Genomic DNA, 22834 nt, shown 5'->3' with positions numbered 1-22834 from the left:
GAAGGCAAAAATGATTAATGGTATAAATTCTTATTCAAACTACAATTACACAAATAATACCTCAAATACAAAATCATCTAATGTCATAGCAAATAATAACCTTGTAAATGATAAATCACAAGCAGTAGATAAAATTTTAGGCTATGGCGTAGATAAAGAGGGCTTTTTTACAAGTGATTTTAACGAAGCAGCAGGCTTGCCAAAAGATTATAAGATTTATGCAGATGGTTTAAATAATTTTGTAAATAACTTTATTAAAAGACAACCTTTTTACTCTCAAATAGACATTGCCAAAACAATAGGAGATGCTTATAACTCTTTTTCTTCTTTTGTTAAAGATAAGGGATTAGGAGAAAGCTTTCAAGAACAGGATTTAAAAAATCTATCCCAAAAAGATGGGGTAAATTATTGGCAAGAATTACAAAGCGATAATGCTTTCATTTGGAAGCTTGCTGATAAAAATATAGCGGATTTGGGTTCTAATAAATATCAAATACATGATAACAAAATATCTAAAGGTGGTGCTTTAATTGCGTTTTTTATAAATAATCTTAGCACAATTAAAGGACAAACAACCTTACTGGGTAAATTAGCTGGACTTAATAGCGATACGGACAACAATGAAATAAAAGAATTTTTGTCCTTTATGAATAAAAATCCCTTAAAATATTCCTACGAGCAAGATGGCTGGGGCAATCCTATGGGAGATAGTTTATCAATATGGAATTATATAAATAGAGCTAAAAATTTAGGAGATGATAAACTAATAAAAACTATTGAGAATTTAGGAGATGAATACAATAAGCTTATTAATTCTAATATGAGCCTAGAAGAATTTAAAACTAAATATCTTGATTTTAAACAAAGGCACGATGAGTTTGTAAAATCACTAGAAGAAGCAGAAAAGGCAAAAGGTGTAGATTATAGTAATCCTTTAAAAAATACAAATAACAAAGAAACTTCAGAAGAAGGCAAAGAAAAGCCTTTTAAACCTATACAAGCAGAAAGTAAAAACAAAGAAACTTACAAAGATGATAATATAAGAAACCAACTTGTAAAAAAACTATTAGAAGGTAAATTTAGCACTAGTAAAGAATTAGAAATTCTTTTTGGTGTGAAATTTAGTGATGATGATGCAGGAGAATTTAATAAAATTCTTTCTTTAAATTCTGCACCAAAAAGTATAGATATTAAGGCTTAAGGTTTTTTAAATTATAAAAATCGATCAAGTTAAACTAAAAAATTCTTCTATTTTTTTTCGCATTTCTTCGACATTGTCGATACGATTAACGCTATCTCTAAAGGCTGAAGCGTCTTTATGCCCTTTAGAATACTCGTGTAAATGTTTGCGAAATATACTTACGCCTTGATCTTTGTAGTGTTTTATCATTTCATCAAAATGAGTGAGTATGATTTCTTTTTTGAGTTTTTCATCTACACTTTTACCGCTTTTGATTTCATAAAATATCCAAGGATTTCCTACGCTTGCACGCCCTATCATAAGTCCATCACATTTTGTGATTTTATAAACTTCTTTAGCATTTTGTGCGTTAATATCACCATTTGCAATCACAGGAATACTAACGCTTGCTTTAGCATTGGCAATGGATTCATAATCGGCTTTTCCGCTATAAAGCTGTTTTCTTGTGCGTCCGTGGATGCTTACAAAATCCACCCCCAAGCTTTCACAAATTTTAGCCATTTTTTCAGGATATTTTTCATTAAATCCTAGTCGAAATTTCACACTTGTAAGGCTTTTTTTATTGTTTTCTTTAATTACTCCTACAAGATTTTTAAAAAGCTCTAAATTTTCTAGCAAAGCACTACCAGCGCATTGTTTAACAACTTTATTTACAGGGCAACCGCAATTAAAATCAATCCCATCTACAAAATCCATTTCATTTAGCATTTGCACTGCTTTTTTTAGCACTTCTTTATCTCCACCTGCAATTTGGACTATATAAGGATTTTCTAATTCAGCTCTTTCTAGCATATGTAGAGTTTTAGAACTTTCATAAACTAAGGCATTAGAACTTATCATTTCGCTTATGGTGATATCAGCACCAAATTTTTTTACTACATTACGAAAAGGCAGATCTGAAAAACCTGCCATAGGAGCTAAAAATAAAGGTTTTTTGCTAAAATCTATCATTGTATGAGTTGGTTTAGATTGATTTTGATATTTTTTTCACGCAAGGCTAAAAAGGCCTTAAAATCATTAAATTTCTTATCATCATTGTGAATTTGCTCTCTTAACTCATCTAAAAGTCCAAATTCAGCTAAAAGATATAAATGTGCTCTTAAAGCTTCGCTTTTTTCATTTTTAATTTTGTTAAAAATTCCTAAAATAGCATCAGGATTTAAAAGTTTAGTACTTAGTTTTGCTGCGTTAAGATAGTCTTTTTCGCTTAGTATATTGTGTGAAAGTAAAACTTCGTATTCTGCTGCACTAAGTTCTAAATTTCCTTCTTTAAAACGCTTGATAAGTGTGAGAACTTCAGAAGGCTTTTTAGGGATTTTTACATTTTTAATTTGTTCATAACTAGCTTTTTCTATAAGAGTATTAAAAGCAATTTCTTCAAATTCATCTTTGATTTCATTAAGGTTTTTAAGTTTGCTATAGGCATAATTTGCATCGTTTTTGAGATGATTTTTTTCATTTTGCAAATATAAAACATTGTTATTTTCGAGTTTAAATTTACTAAGGTTAAAAAATTCGTTTTTATTTAAACCATCAATAAGATCTAAAATTTCATTGATTTTATTTGAGTGTGGAATTTTTTCATGTGTTTTTAGGGTTTTAAAAAGTTGTGCCACAGCTCTAAATTCTTTTGTTTGAAAAGTGGTTTTAAGATCTTTTTCAAGGAGCAAATCTTGAGTATAAGCTTCAAATTTAGCTGCATCTTTAAAAAAATGCTTAAATTTTAAATAACGCAAAAATCCATAAAATGCTATGTGCAAAACGGCTAAAATCATATAAACAAATAAAGGAATAACAAGCCATATCATAATAGGTAGTTCAAAGGTATAAGTACTGATATTTAGAGTATAGCTTCCTAGTTCTAGATGCCAAGCAAAGGCAAAAATAAGTGCTATATAAATAAAACTTGCAAGTAAAAAGAGTTTAATTTTCATGTTTTTTTCCTTGTTCTGCAATTTGACGGCAAGTGATACAATATCTTGCGTGAGGTTTGACTTTTAGTCTTTGAGAGTCGATTTCATCATCGCAAGATTCGCAAATTCCATAAGTGCCGTTTTTGATTTTATCTAAAGAATTTTCGATTTCTATAAGTTCTTCTTTGAGATTGGTGCTGATAGTAAAGTCAATTTGAGAGCCTGTTTCTATGATAGAAAAATCTACACTATCGCTTGGGACGCTATTGTGAAGAGCTTCGATTTCATTTGAATTGCTTTGCAAATTTTCTAAGATGGTTTTTTTTCTTTCTTCTAAAATATTTTTGAAATTTTGTATTTCATTTTTTTTCATTTTAAAACTTTCTATTTGTGATAAGGGTGATTGTTGTTGATGCAAAATGCACGATAAATTTGTTCTAAAAGTAAGGTTTTAACAAATTGATGTGCTAAAGTAAGTTTGCTTAATGATAGTCTAAAATCCAAACTTTGATTAAATTCTTCTCTTAAACCATAAGCACCACCTATAAAAAAACTTAATTCATTTTTATCTTGGATGAGTTTTGCAAATTCTATACTTGTAAGTTCTTTCCCTTTTTCATCAAGAGCGATACAATAGCCTTTTTTATAAGGCATAAAAGCTTCTTCATAGCTTTTTTTTGCTTCTATGGCATTTAAATTTTGAGCTAAGGCTATTTTTTTATTAAAAACATTTATTTCTTTTAAAGTGGCGTATTTAGAAATAAGTTTAGAGTATTTCTCACTCCAAGTTTTAAATTCATCACTTTTTTGAATACAAAAGATATTAACTTGCAAATTATTTTCCACTGAAAAATTTTAGCACATCGCTAAGATATTGTTTTTGTTCTCCTCTTTCAACTATGGCATCTATAAGTCCATGTTCTAACAAGAACTCTGCTTTTTGAAAACCTTCAGGTAAATCTGTTCCTATAGTTTGTTTAATAACTCTTGCACCAGCAAAACCTACTAAAGCTTCAGGTTCAGCGATGATTAAATCTCCAAGCCAAGCAAAAGAAGCACTTACTCCGCCCATAGTAGGATCAGTTAAAATGCTAATATAAGGAAGTTTTTCTTTGCTAAGAAGTTTAAGTGCGGCGCTAGTTTTGCTCATTTGCATCAAAGAATAAGTACTTTCTTGCATTCTAGCTCCACCGCTTGCACTTACGATGACAAGAGGGGTTTTGCTTGTGATGGCTCTTTGTACAGCTCTAACGATTTTTTCTCCTTCAACAGAACCTAAAGATCCGCCCATAAAAGAAAAATCAAATACAACAAGTTGGGTTTTTAAACCATTGATTTCACATTCTCCACTAATAACAGAACTTTTTCTACCTGTTTTACTTTCACCTTCGCTAAGGCGTTTTTTATAGGATTTGCTATCAACAAATTTTAAAGGATCTATAGCCTCTAAATTTGCATCATACTCAATAAAACTGCCTTCATCACTTAAAAGTTTAATACGTTCATCAGCTGAAATTCTCATGTGATAATTACATTTAGGGCAAACATTAAAACAAGATTCTATTTCTTTATAATACATCAAAGCATGACAACTTTGGCATTTTACCCAGTGATTTGGAGCTTCTTTAACGCTAGGTTGTTGTCTTCTTATTTTTGAAAAAATATCTGCAAAATTCATATATTCACCTAATTATTTTTTAAAAATTTTAAGATTATATCAAAAATTTTTTTGTCTTGGCTTAGGAGAAGGAAATTTTCATTTTTTTCTATATATAAATTTTGATGAATTGTTAAAGCAGCTACTGTATCAAAAATTCGTGTTTTTCCAAGAATTAATACAAAACTAAAATACGAAGCATAAGTGAGACTTAAGGCTGTTGCGCCCAAAGAGCGAAATTTTAATTGATTTTTTGTTAAAAAATCGAGAAGTTCTGGATAAAGTGAAATTTTTTCAACTATACCTATTTTAGAAAATAGATTAGGTGTTAAGGGTGAGTATTTTGGATCGGAAAGATTAGATTTAAAAGCTTGATTGTTATTAAAAGCAAAAATTTCTTGACTGACAAGATTGCAAACAAAAGCGCTTTTTGCCTGATCTTTTTCTATGAGAGCTATAGAAGTTCCATAAAATGGTATTTTAGAAACAAAATTTGAACTTCCATCCAAAGGATCAAGAATCATTTGTTTTGGGTTATCTTTCCCGATCAAGCCACTTTCTTCAGAAAAAATTTGCCCAAAACAACTAAGGTATTTTATGAAAATTTGTTCACATTTTAAGTCAAGCTCATAGCCTTGATTTTTATCATAGCCTAATTTAGAGCAAAGTTTAAGATCATTTTGTGGGATATTGTTTAGATACTTGCGTATTTGCAAATTTGCATTCAAGCAAGCATCTAAAAATTCTTTCATTAAAAGCGTGTTCCAAGATTAAATTCAAAACTATTAGTATCATCACCTTTTTTATCATTAAGAGGTTTGGCAAATACAAGTTGTAAAGGTCCAATTGGTGTAATCCATTCAATGCCTATACCTGTACTCATTCTTTTTATTTCATCTAAATTTTTGCGTCCTATCATACCATAATCAAAAAACACGCTACCACGAAGTTTGATTCTATCAATCAAAGGAAAACTAAGTTCTACGGAATTGGTAAAAGCTATGGTTCCTCCCACTTCATCTCCCCATTGGTTTTTAGGGCTTACTGTTCTACTTTCAAAACCGCGTATCGATCTAATGCCACCTAAATAAATTCTTTGATTAATTGGTAAATAACCTTCATTCCATACTTTATAAAAGCTTGCTTTGTAGCGATAAATAAGATCATATCCTATATAGTCTTGTAAACCTTGATAAAAGTTAAATTTAGAGCTTGATGAAATAAATTCTTGATCTCCGCCAAGTCCAGCGTATTCTAAACTAGTTGAAGCAATGATACCTGATCGTGGCAGATAATAATCATCTGTATTGTTAAAGGTGATTGCTGGAGTTATAGAGCTTTTAATACTTTTGCCAAGTTCATATCCTGTTCTTAAAAGAGTTGGACTTAAGTGATAAATATCGCTTTGTTCAAGATTATAAGTTAAGCTTACATTATAGTATCTTGCAAATTGGCGTCCAACTGTTATATCAAAGCCGTAATTTTTTTCTGAATAATTATCCCATTCATAGTCATTTGAATAAAGTGTTCCACCTAGGCTATATTGACTATCAAGAACGCGTGGATTTATGAGACTAATCCTTCCTGATAAGGTATCATCGCTTTTATCTACGCTTACAGAGCTTTTTATCCCTGAACCAAAAATATTTGTATCTGATAAAGAAGCATTAAGTAAAATACCATCGCTTGATCCATAGCCAATGCCTCCAGAAATAGCTCCTGTAGAAGCTTCTTTAACATCAACAATCAAATCAATATGTGTATCGTCAACTTTTTCTTCTTTGATATTCACATCGTCAAAATAAGAAGTTCTTTTTAAAGCATTTTTTGACTCGCTTAAGTCTGTTCTATTGTATAAATTACCTTCTGTTATATATAATTCTCGGCGTATGACGCGATCTACAGTGCGTGAATTTCCTGAAATAATAACATTTCTTATATAAACTTTATCATGAGGGATTACTTTAAATACAACAGTAGCTTCTTGAGTTTGATCATTTTTTTGAATATCAGGATAGACTTCTACAAACGCATAACCTAAATCAGCACTTTGTGTTTCTATGGTTTTAACATCTTTTCTAATGTCTTCAATATTGATAGTTTTGCCAGCGCTTGATCTTAAATCTTTTACGGTTTGTGCATTTTTTTTATCATCAAATAAAGGATTTTCTATGTTTATACTTTTAATTTTATAAGGCTTTCCTTCTTTGATAAAATAAGTCAAATTTGCTTGATAAGTATCTGTGTAGGTTTTAAGATAAGGAGGAGATACTTGAACATCTAAATATCCTTTTTTCATGTACTCATCAGCAATTCTTGAACTATCATTGCTAAGCTCAAAAACTTTTAATTTTCCATCATTGCGTCCCCACATCCAACCCATAAATTCTTTTTCTTTATTGACAATTGAAGGTTCTATATCAGAATATGAAAATTTCTTGGCTCCACTTAAATGAACATTATCAATAATGATATTTTCACCACGATTTACTATAAATTCAAGCTCTAACCCATCGGTATTTTCTAAAGTCTTTTTTTTGTATTCTACAATAGTATCAAAATAACTTTTTGCTTCATAATAAGCTTTAATGCGTTCAATAGCTTCTTTTATACTTCCTTCATCAAGTAGCGTACCTCTTTTAATCCCTAAAATACTTTCAACTTGTTTTCTATCATTTGAAGCTATACCTGTTATACTAACCTTTGCTATAGTTGGTTTTTCAGTAACTATAATTTCCAAAATTCCATTGTTGTTTTCAACTGAAATATTTTCGAAATAATTTTGTTTATAAAGATTAAGAATAGCAGTGTTGATTTTTGCAGGATCTATTTCTTCTCCTATTTTAAGCCCTGTAATATTTATGGCACTTGTATTTGATAAGTGGTTTAATCCGATAAATTTAATATCCTTAATGGTTGCTGCATTGGCTATAGCAACTAAAGCACAAATACTAATAAGATGTTTTTTCATTGATTTTTTACCTAAAGCTTTATTAAAAGCTGTATAATAGCAAAAAAAATTTAACAAAAAAACTAAGGTAGAAAGTATGAAAATAGCAATTATAGGGCTTGGGCTTATGGGTGGATCTTTAGGGCTTTGTTTGAAAGAAAATAAGCTTATTTCTTGTGTTTATGGTATGGATTTAAGTAAAGAAAATGAAAAAGATGCCCTGCGATTAGGTCTTATTCATGAGCTTATAGAATTTAAAGATTTAGCTTTATGTGATATGATTTTTGTCGCAACTCCTGTTAATGCTATTATAGAAATTTTGCAAAAGTTAGTTGATTTGCCTTCTAATGTAACAATTATAGAGCTTGGAAGTACAAAAAGAAAAATTATAGAAAGTTTGCCTAAGAATTTAATCAAACAAACTCTTTTTGCTCATCCTATGACAGGAACTGAAAATTCAGGTCCAAAAGCGGCTTTTAAAGAGCTTTATAAAGATGCAGTTTGTGTTCTTTGTGATAGTGAAATAGCTGATGACTTGCATCAAAAAAGAGCAGTAGAAATTTTTTCTCATTTAGGGATGAAAATTGTTTTTATGGATAGTAAAGCCCATGATCATCATGCTGCTATTATTTCTCATTTGCCTCATGTTATAAGTTTTTCTTTGGCAAATTTTGTAATGAAAGAAGAGGATAAAAGAAATATTGTTCATTTAGCTGGAGGATCTTTTAAAGGTATGAGCAGAATTGCCAAATCATCGCCACAAATGTGGGAAAGTATTTTTTTACAAAATAAAGATAACTTATTAAGTTCTATTGATTTTTTTCAACAAGAATTAGAGAGATGTAAACAAATGATACAATTAGACAAAAATGATGAATTAAGAGAATGGATGAAACAGGCTAATACTCTAAGAGAAATTTTATAAATTTGCTAGATATTTACTGAAAATATAATAGAATTTATACTAAAAACAACAAAAACATTGAAAATTTTTAAGGAAGGTTATGGCAAAAAGAAAAGGCAAAACTTATTTATCTGTTTTAATTTTAGTTTTAATAGCAATTTTGATTTTTTTTATTTCAAGATTAAGTATTTTTGAAAAAAATCCTCCTCAAATTTTAATGCCAGATGTTGTATATACTGATCTTAAAAAACCTATTTTAGTGCATGTTAAAGATGATGAAAGTTCTATCAAAAATGTACAAATTATATTGCATAAAGACGACAATACTAGTGCAATGGTTATAGCAGATGAAAAGATTTCTAATTTAAAAGATATTACCTTACAAGTTGCTTTGCCAAAATTTGGTTACAAAGAAAATGTAAAATCTTTTGTTTTGGAGGTGATAGCTAAAGATTCTAGTTTTTGGAATTTTTTTAGTGGCAATGAAGCAAGAAAACAAATTGCGGTATTAGTAGATAATACGGCTCCAAAAATCAATATCATAAGCAATTCTTACCAAATCGAGCAAGGCGGTGCTGGGGCAGTTGTTTTTAAGGCCGATGATGCTAATTTAGATAAGGTGTATATAGAAACAAATAAAGGTAAAATCTTTAAAGTTACACCTTATGTAAAAGAAGGGTATTATGCGGCTTTGATTGCTTGGGATGCAAGGGATGAGGAATTTCGCGCATTTGTTATCGCTACGGATAAAGCGGGAAATATTTCAAAAGAACGTATAAGGTATTATTTTATTAATCGTAAATATCGTGTTTCAAATATCAATCTAACGGATAAATTTTTAGATGGAAAGATTGAGAATTTAGCCAATCAATACGCTCCAAAAGATAATAATCTCAATCGTTATGAAAAATTTAAGTTTGTCAATGAAACTTTAAGAAATAGTAATGAAGAACTTATCCATGAAATCACTTCAAAAGTACCTGAGGAAAAAATTGATAATTTTGATTTGAGTTTATTTTTACCTCTTAAAAATGGTATGAAAGTAGCGGATTTTGCTGATCATAGGTATTATTCTTATAATGGGCAATTTGTGAGTGATTCTTATCATATGGGGCTTGATCTAGCAAGCGTAGCACAAGCTCCTATCATAAGTAATAACGCAGGCAAGGTTGTTTTTGCTGCTGAAAATGGAATTTATGGTTTAAATTTAATTGTTTATCATGGTTTTGGAGTATATAGTCTTTATGGGCACTGTTCTTCTAAAAATGTTGATTTAGATGAAATGATTAATAAACAAAGCATTATAGGCAAAACAGGAACAAGTGGGTTAGCCTTAGGCGATCATTTGCATTTTGGAGTTTTGGTTCAAGGAGTTGAAACGCGTCCTGAACAATGGCAAGATAAAAAATGGATAGAAAATAATATTTACAATGTTTTAAATGATGGTAAAAAGATAATTTTAGGAAAAAATTAATGAAACAATTAACTTTAGCAAAAACTGTCAAAGGCGTAGGTATAGGACTTCATAAGGGCGAACCTATAGAAATTATTTTAGAGCCTTTAGAAGCAAATAGTGGTATAGTATTTTTTAGAAGTGATCTTAATGCAAGTTATAAGGCAAGTCCTGAAAATGTGATCAATACTCAAATGGCAACTGTTTTAGGAGATGATCGTGGATTTATTTCTACAATAGAGCATTTAATGAGTGCGATTAATGCTTATGGAATCGATAATGTACGCATAGTTTTAAATGCAAATGAAGCTCCTGTTATGGATGGATCAAGTATTAGTTTTTGTATGATGCTTGATGAAGCAGGGGTAAAAGAACTTGATGCGCCTAAAAAAATTATGGTAATTAAAAAGCCTATAGAAGTAAGAGATGGTAATAAATTTGTGCGTTTAACTCCTACTAAAGAACCCCGTATTAATTACACAATTAAATTTGACAATGCTGTTATAGGTGAACAAAGTTACAATTTTGAATTCAGCAAAAAAAATTATATAGAAAACATAGCAAGAGCTAGAACTTTTGGTTTTTTAAAAGATGTTCAAGCCCTTAGGAGTATAAATTTAGCACTAGGTGGAAGTTTAGAAAATACTATAGTGGTAGATGAAAATCGTATTTTAAATCCTGAGGGTTTGCGTTTCAAAGATGAGTTTGTAAGACATAAAATTTTAGATGCAATTGGAGATTTAACCTTACTTGGATATCGTGTTTTTGGAGATTATACTTCATATGCTGGGAGTCATCATTTAAATCATTTGCTCACTAAAGAAGTTTTAAAAGATAAAGATGCTTATGAAATTGTAAGCCTTGAAAAAACAACCCAAAAAGCTTATGAAAAGGTATTTGCATAAAAACCTCTCTTTTGCTTAATGCTTTATCTAAGCCTTTAATGATCGGAATTTATCAAGATGATAAACTTATAAAAACTTATAAAAGTGAAGAAAAAGCAAGCGAATTTTTACCAAAAATTTTAGATGAATTGCTTAAAGAATATGATTTTACAAGTTTAATTTATGCTAATGGTCCAGGTTCTTATATGGGGATTAAAATTTCTTATGTAAGTTTGAGTACTTTAAGTATAGTGAAAAATATTCCTTTATTTGCGGTGAGTGCTTTTGAATTAAATGACTATAAACCTATAAGCGCAAATAAAAACTTTTGTTTTGTATATAAGGAGGGTGAAATTTGTTTAGAGCAAAATATCCCAGCAGAGTTTTTTTTACCAAAAAATTTACAAGAGCTTAAACTAAATAATGATAATCTTCCCTTTTATTTTTTAGATGCAATTTAGGATGAAATTTGAAAATTTTAGTTCCCGCTACGAGTGCGAATTTAGGGCCAGGTTTTGATTGTTTAGGACTTAGTTTAAAGCTTTTTAATGAAACTCAAATCCAAAAATCAGGTGTTTTTAGCATTAGTATTGGAGGTGAGGGTAGTGATAATATTTTTCTTAAAAAAAACAATATATTTGTAAATATTTTTTATGAAATTTATGAAAAACTAAGCGGAAAAAAAGATAATTTTCGTTTTATTTTTCAAAATAACATTCCTCTTTCAAGAGGGTTAGGAAGCTCTTCAGCTGTGATTGTTGGAGCTATTGCCAGTGCTTATTATATGAGTGGATTTAAGGTAGAAAAAGAACGTATTTTAGATGAAGCTTTAATTTACGAAAACCATCCAGATAATATCGCTCCAGCTACTCTTGGTGGTTTTGTGTGTTCTTTGGTTGAAAAAAATAAAGTTTATAGTATCAAAAAAGAGATTGATAAAGATTTAGCTGCTGTGGTTGTGATCCCAAATTTGGCAATGAGCACAGAACAATCACGCCAAGCTTTGGCCAAAAATTTAAGTTTTAATGATGCGGTTTTCAACCTTTCCCATGCTTCATTTTTAACCGCTTGTTTTTTGGAGAAAAAATATGAATTTTTAAAATTTGCAAGTCAAGATAAACTCCATGAAATCAATCGTATGAAAAACTTACCCGAGCTTTTTAAAGTGCAAAAATTTGCCTTAGAAAATAAAGCTTTAATGAGCACACTTTCAGGTTCGGGATCGAGCTTTTTTTCTTTAGCTTTTAAAGATGATGCTTTAGCTTTAGCAAAGAAAATGCAAACAAAATTTAAAGATTTTCGTGTGCAATATTTAGAATTTGATGATAATGGCTTTGAAATTTGCTAAAAAATATAAAAAAAAGATATAATTTTGAAAAAACATATACCAATTAGAATGTGCATAGTGTGTAAAAACCGCTTTGAGCAAAATATGTTATTTAGATTTAAAGTTGTTTTAGGAGATATTGTGCCTAAAGCAGAACATGGAAGAAGCGGATATTTATGTCAAAATTGTATTGAGAAAGAAGATAAAATCTTACAAAAAGCATTTTCTAAAATATGTAAAAATTTAAATACTAAAATTACTCAGCAAGGACTTAAGGAGATATTTTTAAATGGCAAAGATTAGAATTCATGAAATCGCAAAAGAATTAGGTTATGATAGTAAGGAAATTATTGAAAAGGCAAATGAATTAGGACTTGGAATTAAAACAGCATCAAATGCTGTAGAGCCTGAGATCGCAGCAGCTATTTATGAGTATATACAAACAAGAGAAATTCCAGAAGCTTTTAAGAAAAATATCAAAACTCCTACGGCAAAAAAGCCTAAAAAAGAAAATATAAAAGAACAAGAAAAGCTAAATGAATCTGAAAAAAAAGAACCTAAAAAAGAAGAAAAGCTTAAAAAAGAAGTTAAAAAAGAAGAATTAAAAGTTGAAAAAGAAAATGCAAAAGAGGAAGAAAAACAAGAAATTATTGATACTCATAAGCCACAAAGCCTTGCTAGTGCAACTTTAGCCAAAAGACGCGGACTTGTCATTGTTAAAAAGAAAAAAGACGAAGAAGAAATTCAAGTTAAAAAAGAAGAAGTAAAAAATTCAAATGATATATCTATCAATAATGAAGAGCGCTTAAGTTTAAAAACTATGTTTTCAAATGCTGATGAGAGTTTAAAGAAAAAGAAAAAAGAAAAAAAATCTTTTGTTGCGAGTAAAAAAGAAAGTACCGAAAAAATGAATTTTTTAGATGAACATGATTTTGGTGATATTTCTTTAGATGATGAAGATGAGGTAGTGTTACCTGATTTTAGCGTAAAAGAACAAGAAAAACCACAAAATATCAATAAAAAACAACCTAATTTTATAAGACAAGCTGTTGGAAATTCTGCGGGTTTTGGGCTTGAAGGTGGAATTCAAAGAAGAAGTCGTAAAAAACCACCTAAAAAGATTGAAAAAAAGGAAGTAGAAGAAGTAAGTAGTGTTTCTATTTCTAAAGAAATTCGTGTGTATGAATTCGCTGATAAGATAGGAAAAAGCACTAGTGAAGTGATTTCAAAACTTTTCATGCTTGGAATGATGACAACAAAAAATGATTTCTTAGATGAAGATGCGATTGAAATTTTGGCTGCTGAATTTGGTATAGAGATCAATATCATTAACGAGGCTGATGAGTTTGATTATGTAAAAGACTATGAAGAAGAGACTGATGAAAAAGATTTAGTGACTAGAGCACCTGTGATTACCATCATGGGGCATGTTGATCATGGTAAAACTTCTTTGCTAGATTATATCAGAAAATCACGCGTTGCAAGTGGTGAAGCAGGGGGTATTACTCAGCACGTGGGTGCTTATATGGTAGAAAAAAATGGACGTAAAATTACTTTTATCGATACCCCAGGTCACGAAGCTTTTACTGCTATGCGTGCAAGGGGTGCAAGTATCACTGATATTGTAATCATTGTTGTGGCCGCAGATGATGGGGTAAAACCACAAACCAAAGAAGCGATAAATCATGCCAAGGCAGCAGGTGTGCCTATTATTATTGCTATTAACAAAATGGATAAAGAAGCAGCAAATCCTGATATGGTAAAAACTCAACTCGCAGAAATGGAAATCATGCCAGTAGAATGGGGCGGATCTTATGAATTTGTAGGAGTTTCGGCTAAAACAGGAATGGGGATTGAAGATTTGCTTGAGATCGTGCTTTTACAAGCTGATATTTTAGAACTTAAAGCCAATCCAAAAAGTTTTGCTAAAGCAAGCATTATAGAAAGTTCTGTGCAAAAAGGGCGTGGTGCGGTAGCTACTATCATCGTGCAAAATGGAACACTTACTGTAGGAAGTACTGTGGTTGCAGGCGAGGCTTATGGAAAAGTGCGTGCGATGAGTGATGATCAAGGTAAAGCTTTAAAAGAAATCAAACCAGGTGAATGTGGGGTTATCGTAGGACTTAGTGAAGTAGCAGATGCAGGTGAAATTTTAATCGCAGTAAAAACCGATAAAGAAGCAAGAGAATACGCTAATAAACGCCACGAATACAATCGCCAAAAAGAACTTAGTAAATCCACTAAAGTTAGCATTGATGAGCTTGGAGCTAAGATTAAAGAAGGCAATCTAAAAGCCTTACCTGTTATTTTAAAAGCTGATGTGCAAGGATCTTTAGAAGCTTTAAAAGCAAGTTTAGAAAAACTTAGAAATGATGAGATTAAAGTGAATATCATTCATAGCGGGGTAGGAGGGATCACACAAAGTGATATAGAGCTTGCAAGTGCGAGTGAAAACTCTATAGTACTAGGTTTTAACATACGCCCAATAGGGGAAGTTAAAGAGCGTGCTAAGGATAAAGGCGTAGAAATTAAAACCTATAATGTGATTTATAATCTTTTAGACGATGTAAAAGCCTTGCTTGGTGGTATGATGAGTCCGATTATTTCTGAAGAGCAATTAGGACAAGCAGAGATTAGACAAGTGATCAATGTACCAAAAATCGGACAAATCGCAGGTTGTATGGTAACTGAAGGGGTGATTAACCGTGGAGCCAAAATTCGCCTTATCCGTGATGGAGTTGTGGTTTATGAAGGAAATGTAAGCTCACTTAAACGCTTTAAAGATGATGCTAAAGAAGTGGCAAAAGGCTATGAGTGTGGCGTAGGTATAGAAGGGTGTGATGATATGAGAGTGGGTGATTATATAGAAAGTTATAAAGAAGTAGAGGAACAAGCAAGTCTATGAATCCAAGTGAGATTAAAAAACTACGCACCGAAAGTATTTTAAAAGAGCTGATCCCTGAAGCTTTGGCAAATTTAGATGATGAAAATTTGAAAAATTTGTGTGTAGTGGATGTAGAGTGTAAAAAAGGCAGATACGATGCTTTTGTGTATCTTGATAAGATGTTTTTTAATGTTCATGAGCAAGAAAAAATTTTATCTTCTTTAAAAAAAGCAAGTAGAGCTTTACAAAATTATTGCATGAGTGAGCAGGGCTGGTATAGGTGTCCGAATTTTCATTTTAAATTTGATGATAGACTTGAGTATCAAAACCATATGGATGCACTTTTTGAAAAAATAAAAAAGGACAAAAATGAATCTTGAAGTCCTTTGTAAAGAAGCAGAACTTAGTTTTTATGATGATGAGCTAGTAAGTGAGAATGGTAGAAAAATTTATAGAATTTATGTGCAAAAAGAAGGTGGGGTAAATCTTGATGATTGTGCAAGGCTTAGTGAGATTTTATCGCCTATTTTTGATGTAGAACCACCTGTAAATGGGGAGTATTTTTTAGAGGTATCTTCACCAGGACTTGAAAGAAAACTGAGTAAGATAGAACACTTTGTAAAAAGTATAGGCGAACTTGTGAAGATCACAACCAATGAAAAAGAAAAAATTGAAGCAAAAATCATTGCTGTAGATGATGAAAATATCACTTTAGAAAATTTAGAAAATAAAGAAAAAACTACTATAAATTTTAATGATATAAAAAAAGCTAGAACCTTCATACAATGGTAAAAATTTATATAATTAAAATAAAAACAAAAAATCAAAAGGCATGCAATGTTAGAAAATAAATGTGATTGGAAAATAAGTAAGACAGATCAAAATGGTAATGTGTATTATTATTTTCCAAAAGATGAAGATGAATTTAAAGAAGCAGTTGTAAAAAATGGCGGTATGAGTGTGTATGTTTATCAAGAAGGTAAATTTATAGATGAATTTCACACAAAAAGTCAAGGTGATAAATGGACTTCTTCTATTCTTAATTATTTAAAAACTATGAGTAAAGATGGAGAAATATTTTATAGATATTATAAAAATTGCAAATTTTTTGCTATACCAAAAAATACATTTTCTAGAGATGATTTTAAAATTATAAAGGATAATATAAATAATAATATATCCTTAAACCAAATTCTTTATGGGTCTCCAGGGACAGGAAAAACTTATCATACTATAGATAAAGCTTTAGAAATTTTAGGTGAAAATTTAGAAAACAGAGATGATAAAAAAGCAAAATTTGATGAGTATGTAAAAAATGGAAAAATAGTTTTTACCACTTTTCATCAAAGCTACGGATATGAAGAATTTGTAGAAGGTATAAAGCCTAGTTTAAATAGTGATGAAAATTCGCAAATTAATTATAAGGTTAAAGATGGAATTTTTAAAGAGCTTTGCAAGAAAGCTTTGGAGAATAGAGATGACATAGAAAGTTTTAATTTTTATATAAATGACTTGAAAGAAAAAACAAAAGAAGATGCCAATAATCCTGAAAAATATTTTCAATTGCCAAATACAAAATATTCTATTCAATATAGAGGTGGAAAAACATTTAGAATTAAATTTGATGATATGAGCAAAAATCATAAAGACTATCCAGTAAGTATAGATAATATAGAAAAATTATATAAAACTCCTAATATAGATGAAATATATAATTCAGCATATGTTAAAGCTATCTTAAACTATTTGAAATCACAAGGTTTAAAAGATTATAAAGAAAAAGATGAAAAAATAAATTTACCTTATATAATCATTATAGATGAAATCAATCGTGGTAATGTAAGTAAGATTTTTGGTGAGCTTATAACCTTGATAGAGCCTAGTAAGAGATTAGGAAATGAAGAAGCATTAGAATTAACTTTGCCTTATAGTGGTGAAAAATTCGGAGTGCCTAACAATGTATATATTATAGGCACTATGAATACAGCTGACAGAAGTATCACTTCTCTTGATACAGCTTTAAGAAGACGTTTTGAATTTGTTGAGATGATGCCTAATTCTGATTTACTTAATAATGTTTTTATTTGTAAAGATGTAGAAAATCCAAATGAAGACGAAGATTATTTAGGAGATGATGCTAAAACAGAGGGTTATGCAGAGATACTTCAAAATATTTTAATAAGTATAAATAAAAGAATTGAATTTTTATTAGATAGAGAAAAAACTATAGGGCATGCATTTTTTATGAGTGAAGCTGTTAAATTTAATAAAAATAATTGGATTAAGCCAGATGAATATGAAGAAGATTGGTATGTTTTAAGTATCTCAAAGTTAAAAAAAGTTTTTCAAAATAAAATCATCCCGCTTTTGCAAGAGTATTTTTATAATGATTATGCTTTGATTAATGCGGTTTTAAATGATAATGGTATGATTTTTGAAGATAAAAAAGATGATAAATATCTTCAAAAAATAAAAAATCTAGATAGTGTTAATAGCGAGAGAAATATTTATAATATTGCTTCATTTGATGATAAAATTTGGGATAAAATAGAAATATATCAAGCAATTTATAATGATGAAATAGCAAATAAATTAAAAAACGAAAATGAATAGCACTTTTTCCATCATCGAATACCAAGCTTTTTCTAAAGAAGATTTAAAAGGAATTTTCAAAGAAAAGGCCGAAGGGTTTTATAAAGAGCTAGAAGACTTTGCAAAAAATAATGAAAATCTTCTAGGCTTTAAAAATAAAAATACCTTAAAAGCTAAAAATTATGTCGGCATTATACAGACTAAAAGTGGGGTTTTGGAGATCTTGCCAAAATGCACGAATTTAGATAGCTATAAAAAAGAAGATAGCTCTTCAAATCACGATAAAGAAAAACTAAAAAGATACTATGAATTAGACAATATTTCTAAAAATAATGATTTTTATGAAAAAGATTTTAAATTTAATCCCAAAAATCTTTTGATAAATATGCTAAAAACCTTAAAAAACTCCCCCTTTAAAAAATCGCAAATTTCATCTTTGCAAAGTTCTAAAATTCCTTTATTTGAAGTGTTTATCACTATGTTTTTAGATGAATTTGATAGCGTGTATAAAAAAGGCTTGATGAGATCTTATCTAAGTTGCGAAGAAAATAGGGCTTTTTTAAAGGGAAAATTACTATTTAACAAGCATATCAAGCAAAATTTGATACACAAAGAAAGATTTTTTACAAGCAATGATGAGTTTGTTTTAGATATAGCACCCAATCGTTTGATAAAATCAACGCTAAATTTTTTAAAATCCAAAACAAGTTTGAATAAATTTAGACTTATAAAATCTATGCAAATGCTCGATGAGGTAGAATTTTCTAAAAATTATGAAAAAGATTTTAGTTATAAAATTTCAAGACATTTTGATTATTATGAAAACTTGCTTTTGTGGTGTAAAATTTTCTTAAAAAATGAAAGTTTTATGCCTTATCATGGTAAAAATGAAGCTTTTGCTTTGCTTTTTCCTATGGAGAAAATTTTTGAAGATTATGTAGCTTATATGCTAAAAAAAGCAAATCCAACTCAAGATATTAAAGTTCAAAACAATGGAAAGTATTTAATCTCAAAAAATGATGAAAATTGTTTCATGTTAAAGCCTGATTTATATATAGAAAATAAAATGATTTTAGATACCAAGTGGAAAATTCCAGATAGTGATGAAGATAAAAAGCAGGGCATAGAACAAAGCGATTTATATCAAATGTTTGCTTATGCTTGCAAATTTAAAATTTATGATATTAAACTTGTGTATCCTTTATGTGAAAAAACTCAAGATTTACAAAGAAAAATCGCAGAAAAATTTTTTGTTTTTAAAGCAAGCGAACATTTGTATTTTAAAGAACAAGGGCAAAAAGATATAAAAGTGCAAGTGTGTTTTGCACCTTTACCTTTTTAAAAATTTGCCTATCAAATGCACTAAAAAACTAAAACAAGCTACAGCTATGATGCAAGCACCGCTTGAGAGATTAAGATAATAGCTAAGTATAAGTCCTAAAACACAAAAAATCATACTTAAAAAACTTGCCAAAATCATGATAAAGCCAAGTCTTTTAGTGAAATTTTCAGCAATAAAGCTTGGGATACTAAGCAAAGCCATAACCAAAATAAGCCCTACAAGGCGTATAGAAATAACTATACAAAAAGCCATAAGGGCGATTAAAAGATAATGAAAAAAACTTGTATTGATACCACGAACTTTTGCAAATTCCGCATCAAAGCTTAATGCTTCAAATTGTCTATAAAATAAAAAGATCAAAAGAACCACCACGCTATCAACCAAAGCCATAAGCCATAAATCTTGTGTTCCTACAGCTAAAATACTTCCAAAAAGATAAGCCATTAAATCTGTGTTATAACTAGGGCTTAAATCGATTAAAATAATCCCAACAGCCATTCCAAAAGCCCAGATTACAGCGATAATACTATCACTTCTGTGTTCATAGTGTTTAGCTAAAAAAGCTACTAAAAAAGCCAAAAATAAAGTAAATATTCCCGTGCTTAATAAAATAGGCAAAGAGAAATAAAAAGCTATACCTATACCACCAAAAGCTCCATGTGTTATACCTCCAGCCATAGAAAAAAGGCGATTTATCATCACCAAAGTACCTATGATCCCACAAGCTATACTAACTAAAATCGCTCCTAGTAAAGCGTTTTGAAAAAAGGTGAAATTTAAAATTTCAAGCATTATTTTCCTTTGAAAATTTTAAACAAAAATTTTCTTTTTTAAATTCTGTTTTTTTCAAATTTCTTCTTGTAAATTCTTGTTCGCATAGTTTTTTACTATCGCAATTTTCTTCATCACAAAAACAAGTATTTAAACTCATTTCTACATCACAAAAATGAGAGTGGTTTTCGTATAAATGTTTTAAAAATGAACTTTTTTCTTTTTCTTTAGTGTTGGTATGCAAGAAAAGTTCTTTGTTTAAATGTGCAATTTTATCGCTATAAGCTAATACAAGGTTGATATCGTGACAAATGAGTAAAATTCCCATGCCTTTTTGGTGTAAAGAGCTTAGAAGTTCAAAAATTTGTATAGCAGACTTGTTATCAATGCTTGCGGTAGGTTCATCTAAAATAAGCATCTTACATTCACTAGCTAAGGCTCTTGCGATAAAAACACGTTGTCTTTGTCCTCCGCTTAGAGAATCAATTGTTTTGTTCCAAAATTTTTCCATTCCTACGCTTCTTAAAGCTTGCATAGCTTTTTCTTTATCTTTTTTCCCATAAAAACCAAAAATTTTTTTACTTAAAAGTCCCATAAGAACGATTTCAAGCACTCTTGGACAAAAATTAGGATTGGCTAGAGTGTGTTGAGGAACATAGCCTATTTCTTTTCTTTGAAGAGCTTTGAAATGGATTTTATTTTTGGATTTTAAAAGTCCTAAGATAAGTTTTACGAGTGTTGATTTTCCTGCGCCATTTGGACCTATGATAGAGAGAAAGTCTTTATTGTCATAGCTAAGATTGATATTTTTTAAGATGATTTCATTGTCATAAGCGTAGTTTAGATTAGAAATTTCAAAAAAAAGCATCAAAAAGCCTGATTATAAATTATGAGAAAAGGCATCAGCAGTTTTTAAAAGCTCATTTTCCCAATCATAAGATAAATGATCTATTTTGTAAATTTTTACATTACATTCTTTAGCAAGTGTTTTTGCTGCATTTTCAGGGAATCCATTTTGAACAAAAATGACTTTTAAATTTTTATCTTTTATTAGAGTAATAAGGTTTTGCAAATCTTTGCTTTTTGGTTCTTTGCCTAAAATTTCTACAGGAATTTGCGTAAGATTATAGCGTTTTGCAAAATATGTCCAAGAAGGATGATAAACTACAAATTCTCTATTTTTTAATTTTTCTAATTTTGAGGCAATTTGTAAATTTAAACTATCTAATTCTGCTAAAAATTTATCTAAATTTTGTTTATATAAATTTTTATTTTGTGGATATTTTTGAATTAAGGTGTCATAAATATTTAAAGCCATAGTTTGGACTAAAATAGGATCTAACCAAGTATGAGGATCAAAATGCTCATGTTCATGAGAGTGTTCGTGAGTGTCATGAGTTTGAATTAAAGCTATGTTTTTTTGCATATTTACAACTTGAAGTTTTGGAAAATTTTGTTTAAATTTATCCGTAAAAACTTTCTCAAATTCTAAGCCCATGGTGAAATAAATATCACTTTTTTCAAGTTTTTTCATAGTGCTTGGTTTAAATTCAAAATTATGCTCATTGCTATTTGGGGGCAAAATAACATTGATATCTAGAGTATTTGCAGCTATTTTTTTAACAAAAAATGCTTGAGGTGCTATACTGACACTAACTAAATTGCTGTTGTTATTTTGATCTTGTTCGAAGTTTTTAGCTTGTGTGAAAGTATAAAATATCCCTAAAGATAAGATAAATAATATAATTTTTTTCAAAATATTTCCTTCGATATAAATTTTTCTAAATTATAACGATATTAAGCTTAATACATAGAATTTTCGAAGCGATATTACTTTAAATAAAAATAATAAATATAAATTAATTTAATATTAATTAAATTAATTTTTTATAACTTTTAAATTTAAGTAAAAATTTAAATTTTTTAATTTATAATTATAAAACTTTATGTAAATATCCCTATAAAATAATATTAGAAAGGAGCGCTTAAATTATGAAAAGCGTAAAATTGAAGGTTTCACTGATTGCAAATTTAATCGCAGTAGTGTGTTTGATAATTTTAGGTGTTGTAACATTTATATTTGTAAAGCAAGCAATTTTTCATGAAGTTGTGAATGCTGAAATAAATTATGTTAAAACGGCTAAAAATTCTATGGAGTCTTTTAAGGCAAGAAATTCTTTAGCTCTTGAAAGTTTGGCTAAAAGTATTTTAAAGCATCCTGTAGAACAGTTAGATAGTCAAGATGCTTTAATGCATTATGTTGGAAAAGATTTAAAGAATTTTAGAGATGCTGGAAGATTCTTAGCAGTTTATATTGCTCAACCAAGTGGCGAACTTGTTGTAAGCGATCCAGACTCTGATGCTAAAAATTTAGATTTTGGAACTTATGGAAAAGCTGATAATTATGATGCTAGAACAAGAGAATATTATATAGAAGCAGTTAAAACAAATAAACTTTATATTACCCCATCTTATATTGATGTAACTACAAATTTACCTTGCTTTACATATTCTATTCCGCTTTATAAAGATGGTAAATTTATAGGAGTTTTGGCCGTAGATGTTCTTGCAGCAGATTTGCAAGCTGAATTTGAAAATTTACCAGGTAGAACTTTTGTATTTGATGAAGAAAATAAAGTATTTGTTTCTACAGACAAAGCTCTTTTACAACAAGGTTATGATATTAGTGCAATTGCAAATCTTGCAAAAACCAAGAAAGATTTTGAACCTTTTGAGTATACTAGACCAAAAGATAATAGTGAAAGATTTGCTGTGTGTGCAAAAGTTTCTGGAATTTATACTGCTTGCGTTGGAGAACCAGTAGAACAAATAGAAGCTCCAGTTTATAAAATTGCATTTATACAAACTGCGATTGTTATTTTTACAAGTATTATTAGCGTCATCCTCCTTTATTTCATCGTATCAAAATATCTCTCTCCACTTACAGCTATCCAAA

Annotated in this window: 23 protein-coding genes; 13 read left to right on the top strand and 10 right to left on the bottom strand. The window is 29.6% G+C overall.

Annotated elements, in window-relative coordinates:
• Positions 1-10 precede the first annotated feature (10 nt).
• Positions 11-1201 carry a Cj0814 family flagellar-dependent secreted protein gene (locus tag AJ886_RS05070; RefSeq protein WP_070287317.1) on the top strand — a complete coding sequence of 397 codons (1191 nt, stop codon included), beginning with the start codon at positions 11-13 and terminating at the stop codon, positions 1199-1201.
• Positions 1202-1225: 24 nt separating this feature from the next.
• On the opposite strand, the gene AJ886_RS05065 is transcribed toward AJ886_RS05070, so the two are convergent.
• From AJ886_RS05065 to bamA, 7 genes are read right to left on the bottom strand one after another with little or no spacing between them, the layout of a single operon-like run.
• Entirely contained in the window at positions 1226-2152 is a 927-nt protein-coding gene (locus AJ886_RS05065) for a tRNA dihydrouridine synthase (protein WP_070276140.1), read from the bottom strand.
• Positions 2149-3135 carry a hypothetical protein gene (locus tag AJ886_RS05060; RefSeq protein ID WP_002877207.1) on the bottom strand — a complete coding sequence of 329 codons (987 nt, stop codon included), beginning with the start codon at positions 3133-3135 and terminating at the stop codon, positions 2149-2151. The genes AJ886_RS05065 and AJ886_RS05060 overlap by 4 nt, the downstream gene beginning before the upstream one ends.
• Positions 3125-3487, bottom strand: a complete 363-nt coding sequence (gene dksA / locus AJ886_RS05055; RefSeq protein WP_002870403.1) for a molecular chaperone DnaK suppressor DksA — start codon at positions 3485-3487, stop codon at positions 3125-3127. Before dksA ends, AJ886_RS05060 begins: the two co-directional genes overlap by 11 nt.
• 11 nt (positions 3488-3498) lie before the next feature.
• A complete protein-coding gene (locus tag AJ886_RS05050; protein ID WP_002870404.1) occupies positions 3499-3948 on the bottom strand; it encodes a 23S rRNA (pseudouridine(1915)-N(3))-methyltransferase RlmH in 450 nt (149 codons plus the stop codon).
• 1 nt (position 3949) lies between these two features.
• The gene (gene accD / locus AJ886_RS05045; RefSeq protein ID WP_002860953.1) at positions 3950-4792 is read right to left on the bottom strand and encodes an acetyl-CoA carboxylase, carboxyltransferase subunit beta; all 843 of its coding nucleotides are present in this window, start codon (positions 4790-4792) and stop codon (positions 3950-3952) included.
• Between the two features lie 8 nt (positions 4793-4800).
• On the bottom strand, positions 4801-5523 hold the full coding sequence (locus tag AJ886_RS05040; protein ID WP_070287314.1) for an inositol monophosphatase family protein: 723 nt from the start codon (positions 5521-5523) through the stop codon (positions 4801-4803).
• Positions 5523-7742, bottom strand: a complete 2220-nt coding sequence (gene bamA, locus AJ886_RS05035; protein ID WP_070287312.1) for an outer membrane protein assembly factor BamA — start codon at positions 7740-7742, stop codon at positions 5523-5525. Before bamA ends, AJ886_RS05040 begins: the two co-directional genes overlap by 1 nt.
• Positions 7743-7818: 76 nt before the next feature.
• Here bamA and AJ886_RS05030 point away from each other — a divergent pair, with 76 nt between their 5' ends.
• From AJ886_RS05030 to AJ886_RS04980, 11 genes are all read left to right on the top strand, one after another.
• The gene (locus tag AJ886_RS05030; RefSeq protein WP_002860956.1) at positions 7819-8646 is read left to right on the top strand and encodes a prephenate dehydrogenase; all 828 of its coding nucleotides are present in this window, start codon (positions 7819-7821) and stop codon (positions 8644-8646) included.
• A 79-nt stretch (positions 8647-8725) separates the two neighbouring features.
• Positions 8726-10099, top strand: a complete 1374-nt coding sequence (locus AJ886_RS05025; RefSeq protein ID WP_070287309.1) for a M23 family metallopeptidase — start codon at positions 8726-8728, stop codon at positions 10097-10099.
• Positions 10099-10983, top strand: a complete 885-nt coding sequence (gene lpxC / locus AJ886_RS05020; protein ID WP_070287307.1) for a UDP-3-O-acyl-N-acetylglucosamine deacetylase — start codon at positions 10099-10101, stop codon at positions 10981-10983. Before AJ886_RS05025 ends, lpxC begins: the two co-directional genes overlap by 1 nt.
• Before the next feature lie 38 nt (positions 10984-11021).
• Positions 11022-11423 carry a tRNA threonylcarbamoyladenosine biosynthesis protein TsaB gene (locus tag AJ886_RS05015; RefSeq protein ID WP_070287347.1) on the top strand — a complete coding sequence of 134 codons (402 nt, stop codon included), beginning with the start codon at positions 11022-11024 and terminating at the stop codon, positions 11421-11423.
• Positions 11424-11431: 8 nt separating this feature from the next.
• The gene (thrB, locus tag AJ886_RS05010) at positions 11432-12310 is read left to right on the top strand and encodes a homoserine kinase (protein WP_002870409.1); all 879 of its coding nucleotides are present in this window, start codon (positions 11432-11434) and stop codon (positions 12308-12310) included.
• Positions 12311-12334: 24 nt separating this feature from the next.
• Positions 12335-12592, top strand: coding sequence for a DUF448 domain-containing protein (locus AJ886_RS05005; RefSeq protein WP_002870410.1), 258 nt, complete (start codon positions 12335-12337; stop codon positions 12590-12592).
• Positions 12579-15194 (top strand): translation initiation factor IF-2, encoded by a 2616-nt coding sequence (infB, locus tag AJ886_RS05000; RefSeq protein WP_070287304.1) that lies wholly within the window; start codon positions 12579-12581, stop codon positions 15192-15194. The genes AJ886_RS05005 and infB overlap by 14 nt, the downstream gene beginning before the upstream one ends.
• Positions 15191-15553, top strand: a complete 363-nt coding sequence (gene rbfA, locus AJ886_RS04995; protein ID WP_002778650.1) for a 30S ribosome-binding factor RbfA — start codon at positions 15191-15193, stop codon at positions 15551-15553. Before infB ends, rbfA begins: the two co-directional genes overlap by 4 nt.
• A complete protein-coding gene (gene rimP / locus AJ886_RS04990) occupies positions 15543-15965 on the top strand; it encodes a ribosome maturation factor RimP (RefSeq protein ID WP_070287302.1) in 423 nt (140 codons plus the stop codon). The genes rbfA and rimP overlap by 11 nt, the downstream gene beginning before the upstream one ends.
• Before the next feature lie 45 nt (positions 15966-16010).
• A complete protein-coding gene (locus tag AJ886_RS04985) occupies positions 16011-17786 on the top strand; it encodes an McrB family protein (RefSeq protein ID WP_070287300.1) in 1776 nt (591 codons plus the stop codon).
• Positions 17779-19107 (top strand): McrC family protein, encoded by a 1329-nt coding sequence (locus AJ886_RS04980; protein ID WP_070287297.1) that lies wholly within the window; start codon positions 17779-17781, stop codon positions 19105-19107. Before AJ886_RS04985 ends, AJ886_RS04980 begins: the two co-directional genes overlap by 8 nt.
• On the opposite strand, the gene AJ886_RS04975 is transcribed toward AJ886_RS04980, so the two are convergent.
• Genes AJ886_RS04975 through AJ886_RS04965 form a run of 3 tightly spaced genes read right to left on the bottom strand, consistent with a single transcriptional unit; the run spans position 19096 to position 21634 of the window.
• Complete coding sequence (locus tag AJ886_RS04975) at positions 19096-19899, bottom strand: metal ABC transporter permease (RefSeq protein WP_002870414.1); 804 nt, start codon at positions 19897-19899, stop codon at positions 19096-19098. The genes AJ886_RS04980 and AJ886_RS04975 overlap by 12 nt on opposite strands.
• The gene (locus tag AJ886_RS04970; RefSeq protein WP_070287295.1) at positions 19892-20746 is read right to left on the bottom strand and encodes an ABC transporter ATP-binding protein; all 855 of its coding nucleotides are present in this window, start codon (positions 20744-20746) and stop codon (positions 19892-19894) included. Before AJ886_RS04970 ends, AJ886_RS04975 begins: the two co-directional genes overlap by 8 nt.
• A gap of 12 nt (positions 20747-20758) precedes the next feature.
• Positions 20759-21634, bottom strand: a complete 876-nt coding sequence (locus AJ886_RS04965; RefSeq protein ID WP_070233931.1) for a metal ABC transporter solute-binding protein, Zn/Mn family — start codon at positions 21632-21634, stop codon at positions 20759-20761.
• A gap of 236 nt (positions 21635-21870) precedes the next feature.
• On the opposite strand from AJ886_RS04965, the gene AJ886_RS04960 reads away from it, so the two are divergent.
• The coding region (locus AJ886_RS04960; protein WP_222548775.1) for a cache domain-containing protein at positions 21871-22834 on the top strand (964 nt) is incomplete at its 3' end.

The organism is Campylobacter sp. BCW_6465 (assembly GCF_001762815.1).
Taxonomy (GTDB): domain Bacteria; phylum Campylobacterota; class Campylobacteria; order Campylobacterales; family Campylobacteraceae; genus Campylobacter_D; species Campylobacter_D jejuni.
The sequence above is the reverse complement of the archived record's forward strand: the minus strand, read 5'-3'. Positions and strand labels throughout refer to the sequence as shown.

Bases quoted from the DNA above. Each gene is read 5' to 3' on its own strand.
- AJ886_RS05070 (WP_070287317.1), top strand. From the start codon at position 11: ATGATTAATGGTATAAATTCTTATTCAAACTACAATTACACAAATAAT.
- AJ886_RS05065 (WP_070276140.1), bottom strand. From the start codon at position 2,152: ATGATAGATTTTAGCAAAAAACCTTTATTTTTAGCTCCTATGGCAGGT.
- AJ886_RS05060 (WP_002877207.1), bottom strand. From the start codon at position 3,135: ATGAAAATTAAACTCTTTTTACTTGCAAGTTTTATTTATATAGCACTT.
- dksA (WP_002870403.1), bottom strand. From the start codon at position 3,487: ATGAAAAAAAATGAAATACAAAATTTCAAAAATATTTTAGAAGAAAGA.
- accD (WP_002860953.1), bottom strand. From the start codon at position 4,792: ATGAATTTTGCAGATATTTTTTCAAAAATAAGAAGACAACAACCTAGC.
- AJ886_RS05040 (WP_070287314.1), bottom strand. From the start codon at position 5,523: ATGAAAGAATTTTTAGATGCTTGCTTGAATGCAAATTTGCAAATACGC.
- bamA (WP_070287312.1), bottom strand. From the start codon at position 7,742: ATGAAAAAACATCTTATTAGTATTTGTGCTTTAGTTGCTATAGCCAAT.
- AJ886_RS05030 (WP_002860956.1), top strand. From the start codon at position 7,819: ATGAAAATAGCAATTATAGGGCTTGGGCTTATGGGTGGATCTTTAGGG.
- AJ886_RS05025 (WP_070287309.1), top strand. From the start codon at position 8,726: ATGGCAAAAAGAAAAGGCAAAACTTATTTATCTGTTTTAATTTTAGTT.
- lpxC (WP_070287307.1), top strand. From the start codon at position 10,099: ATGAAACAATTAACTTTAGCAAAAACTGTCAAAGGCGTAGGTATAGGA.
- AJ886_RS05015 (WP_070287347.1), top strand. From the start codon at position 11,022: ATGATCGGAATTTATCAAGATGATAAACTTATAAAAACTTATAAAAGT.
- infB (WP_070287304.1), top strand. From the start codon at position 12,579: ATGGCAAAGATTAGAATTCATGAAATCGCAAAAGAATTAGGTTATGAT.
- rbfA (WP_002778650.1), top strand. From the start codon at position 15,191: ATGAATCCAAGTGAGATTAAAAAACTACGCACCGAAAGTATTTTAAAA.
- rimP (WP_070287302.1), top strand. From the start codon at position 15,543: ATGAATCTTGAAGTCCTTTGTAAAGAAGCAGAACTTAGTTTTTATGAT.
- AJ886_RS04985 (WP_070287300.1), top strand. From the start codon at position 16,011: ATGTTAGAAAATAAATGTGATTGGAAAATAAGTAAGACAGATCAAAAT.
- AJ886_RS04980 (WP_070287297.1), top strand. From the start codon at position 17,779: ATGAATAGCACTTTTTCCATCATCGAATACCAAGCTTTTTCTAAAGAA.
- AJ886_RS04975 (WP_002870414.1), bottom strand. From the start codon at position 19,899: ATGCTTGAAATTTTAAATTTCACCTTTTTTCAAAACGCTTTACTAGGA.
- AJ886_RS04970 (WP_070287295.1), bottom strand. From the start codon at position 20,746: ATGCTTTTTTTTGAAATTTCTAATCTAAACTACGCTTATGACAATGAA.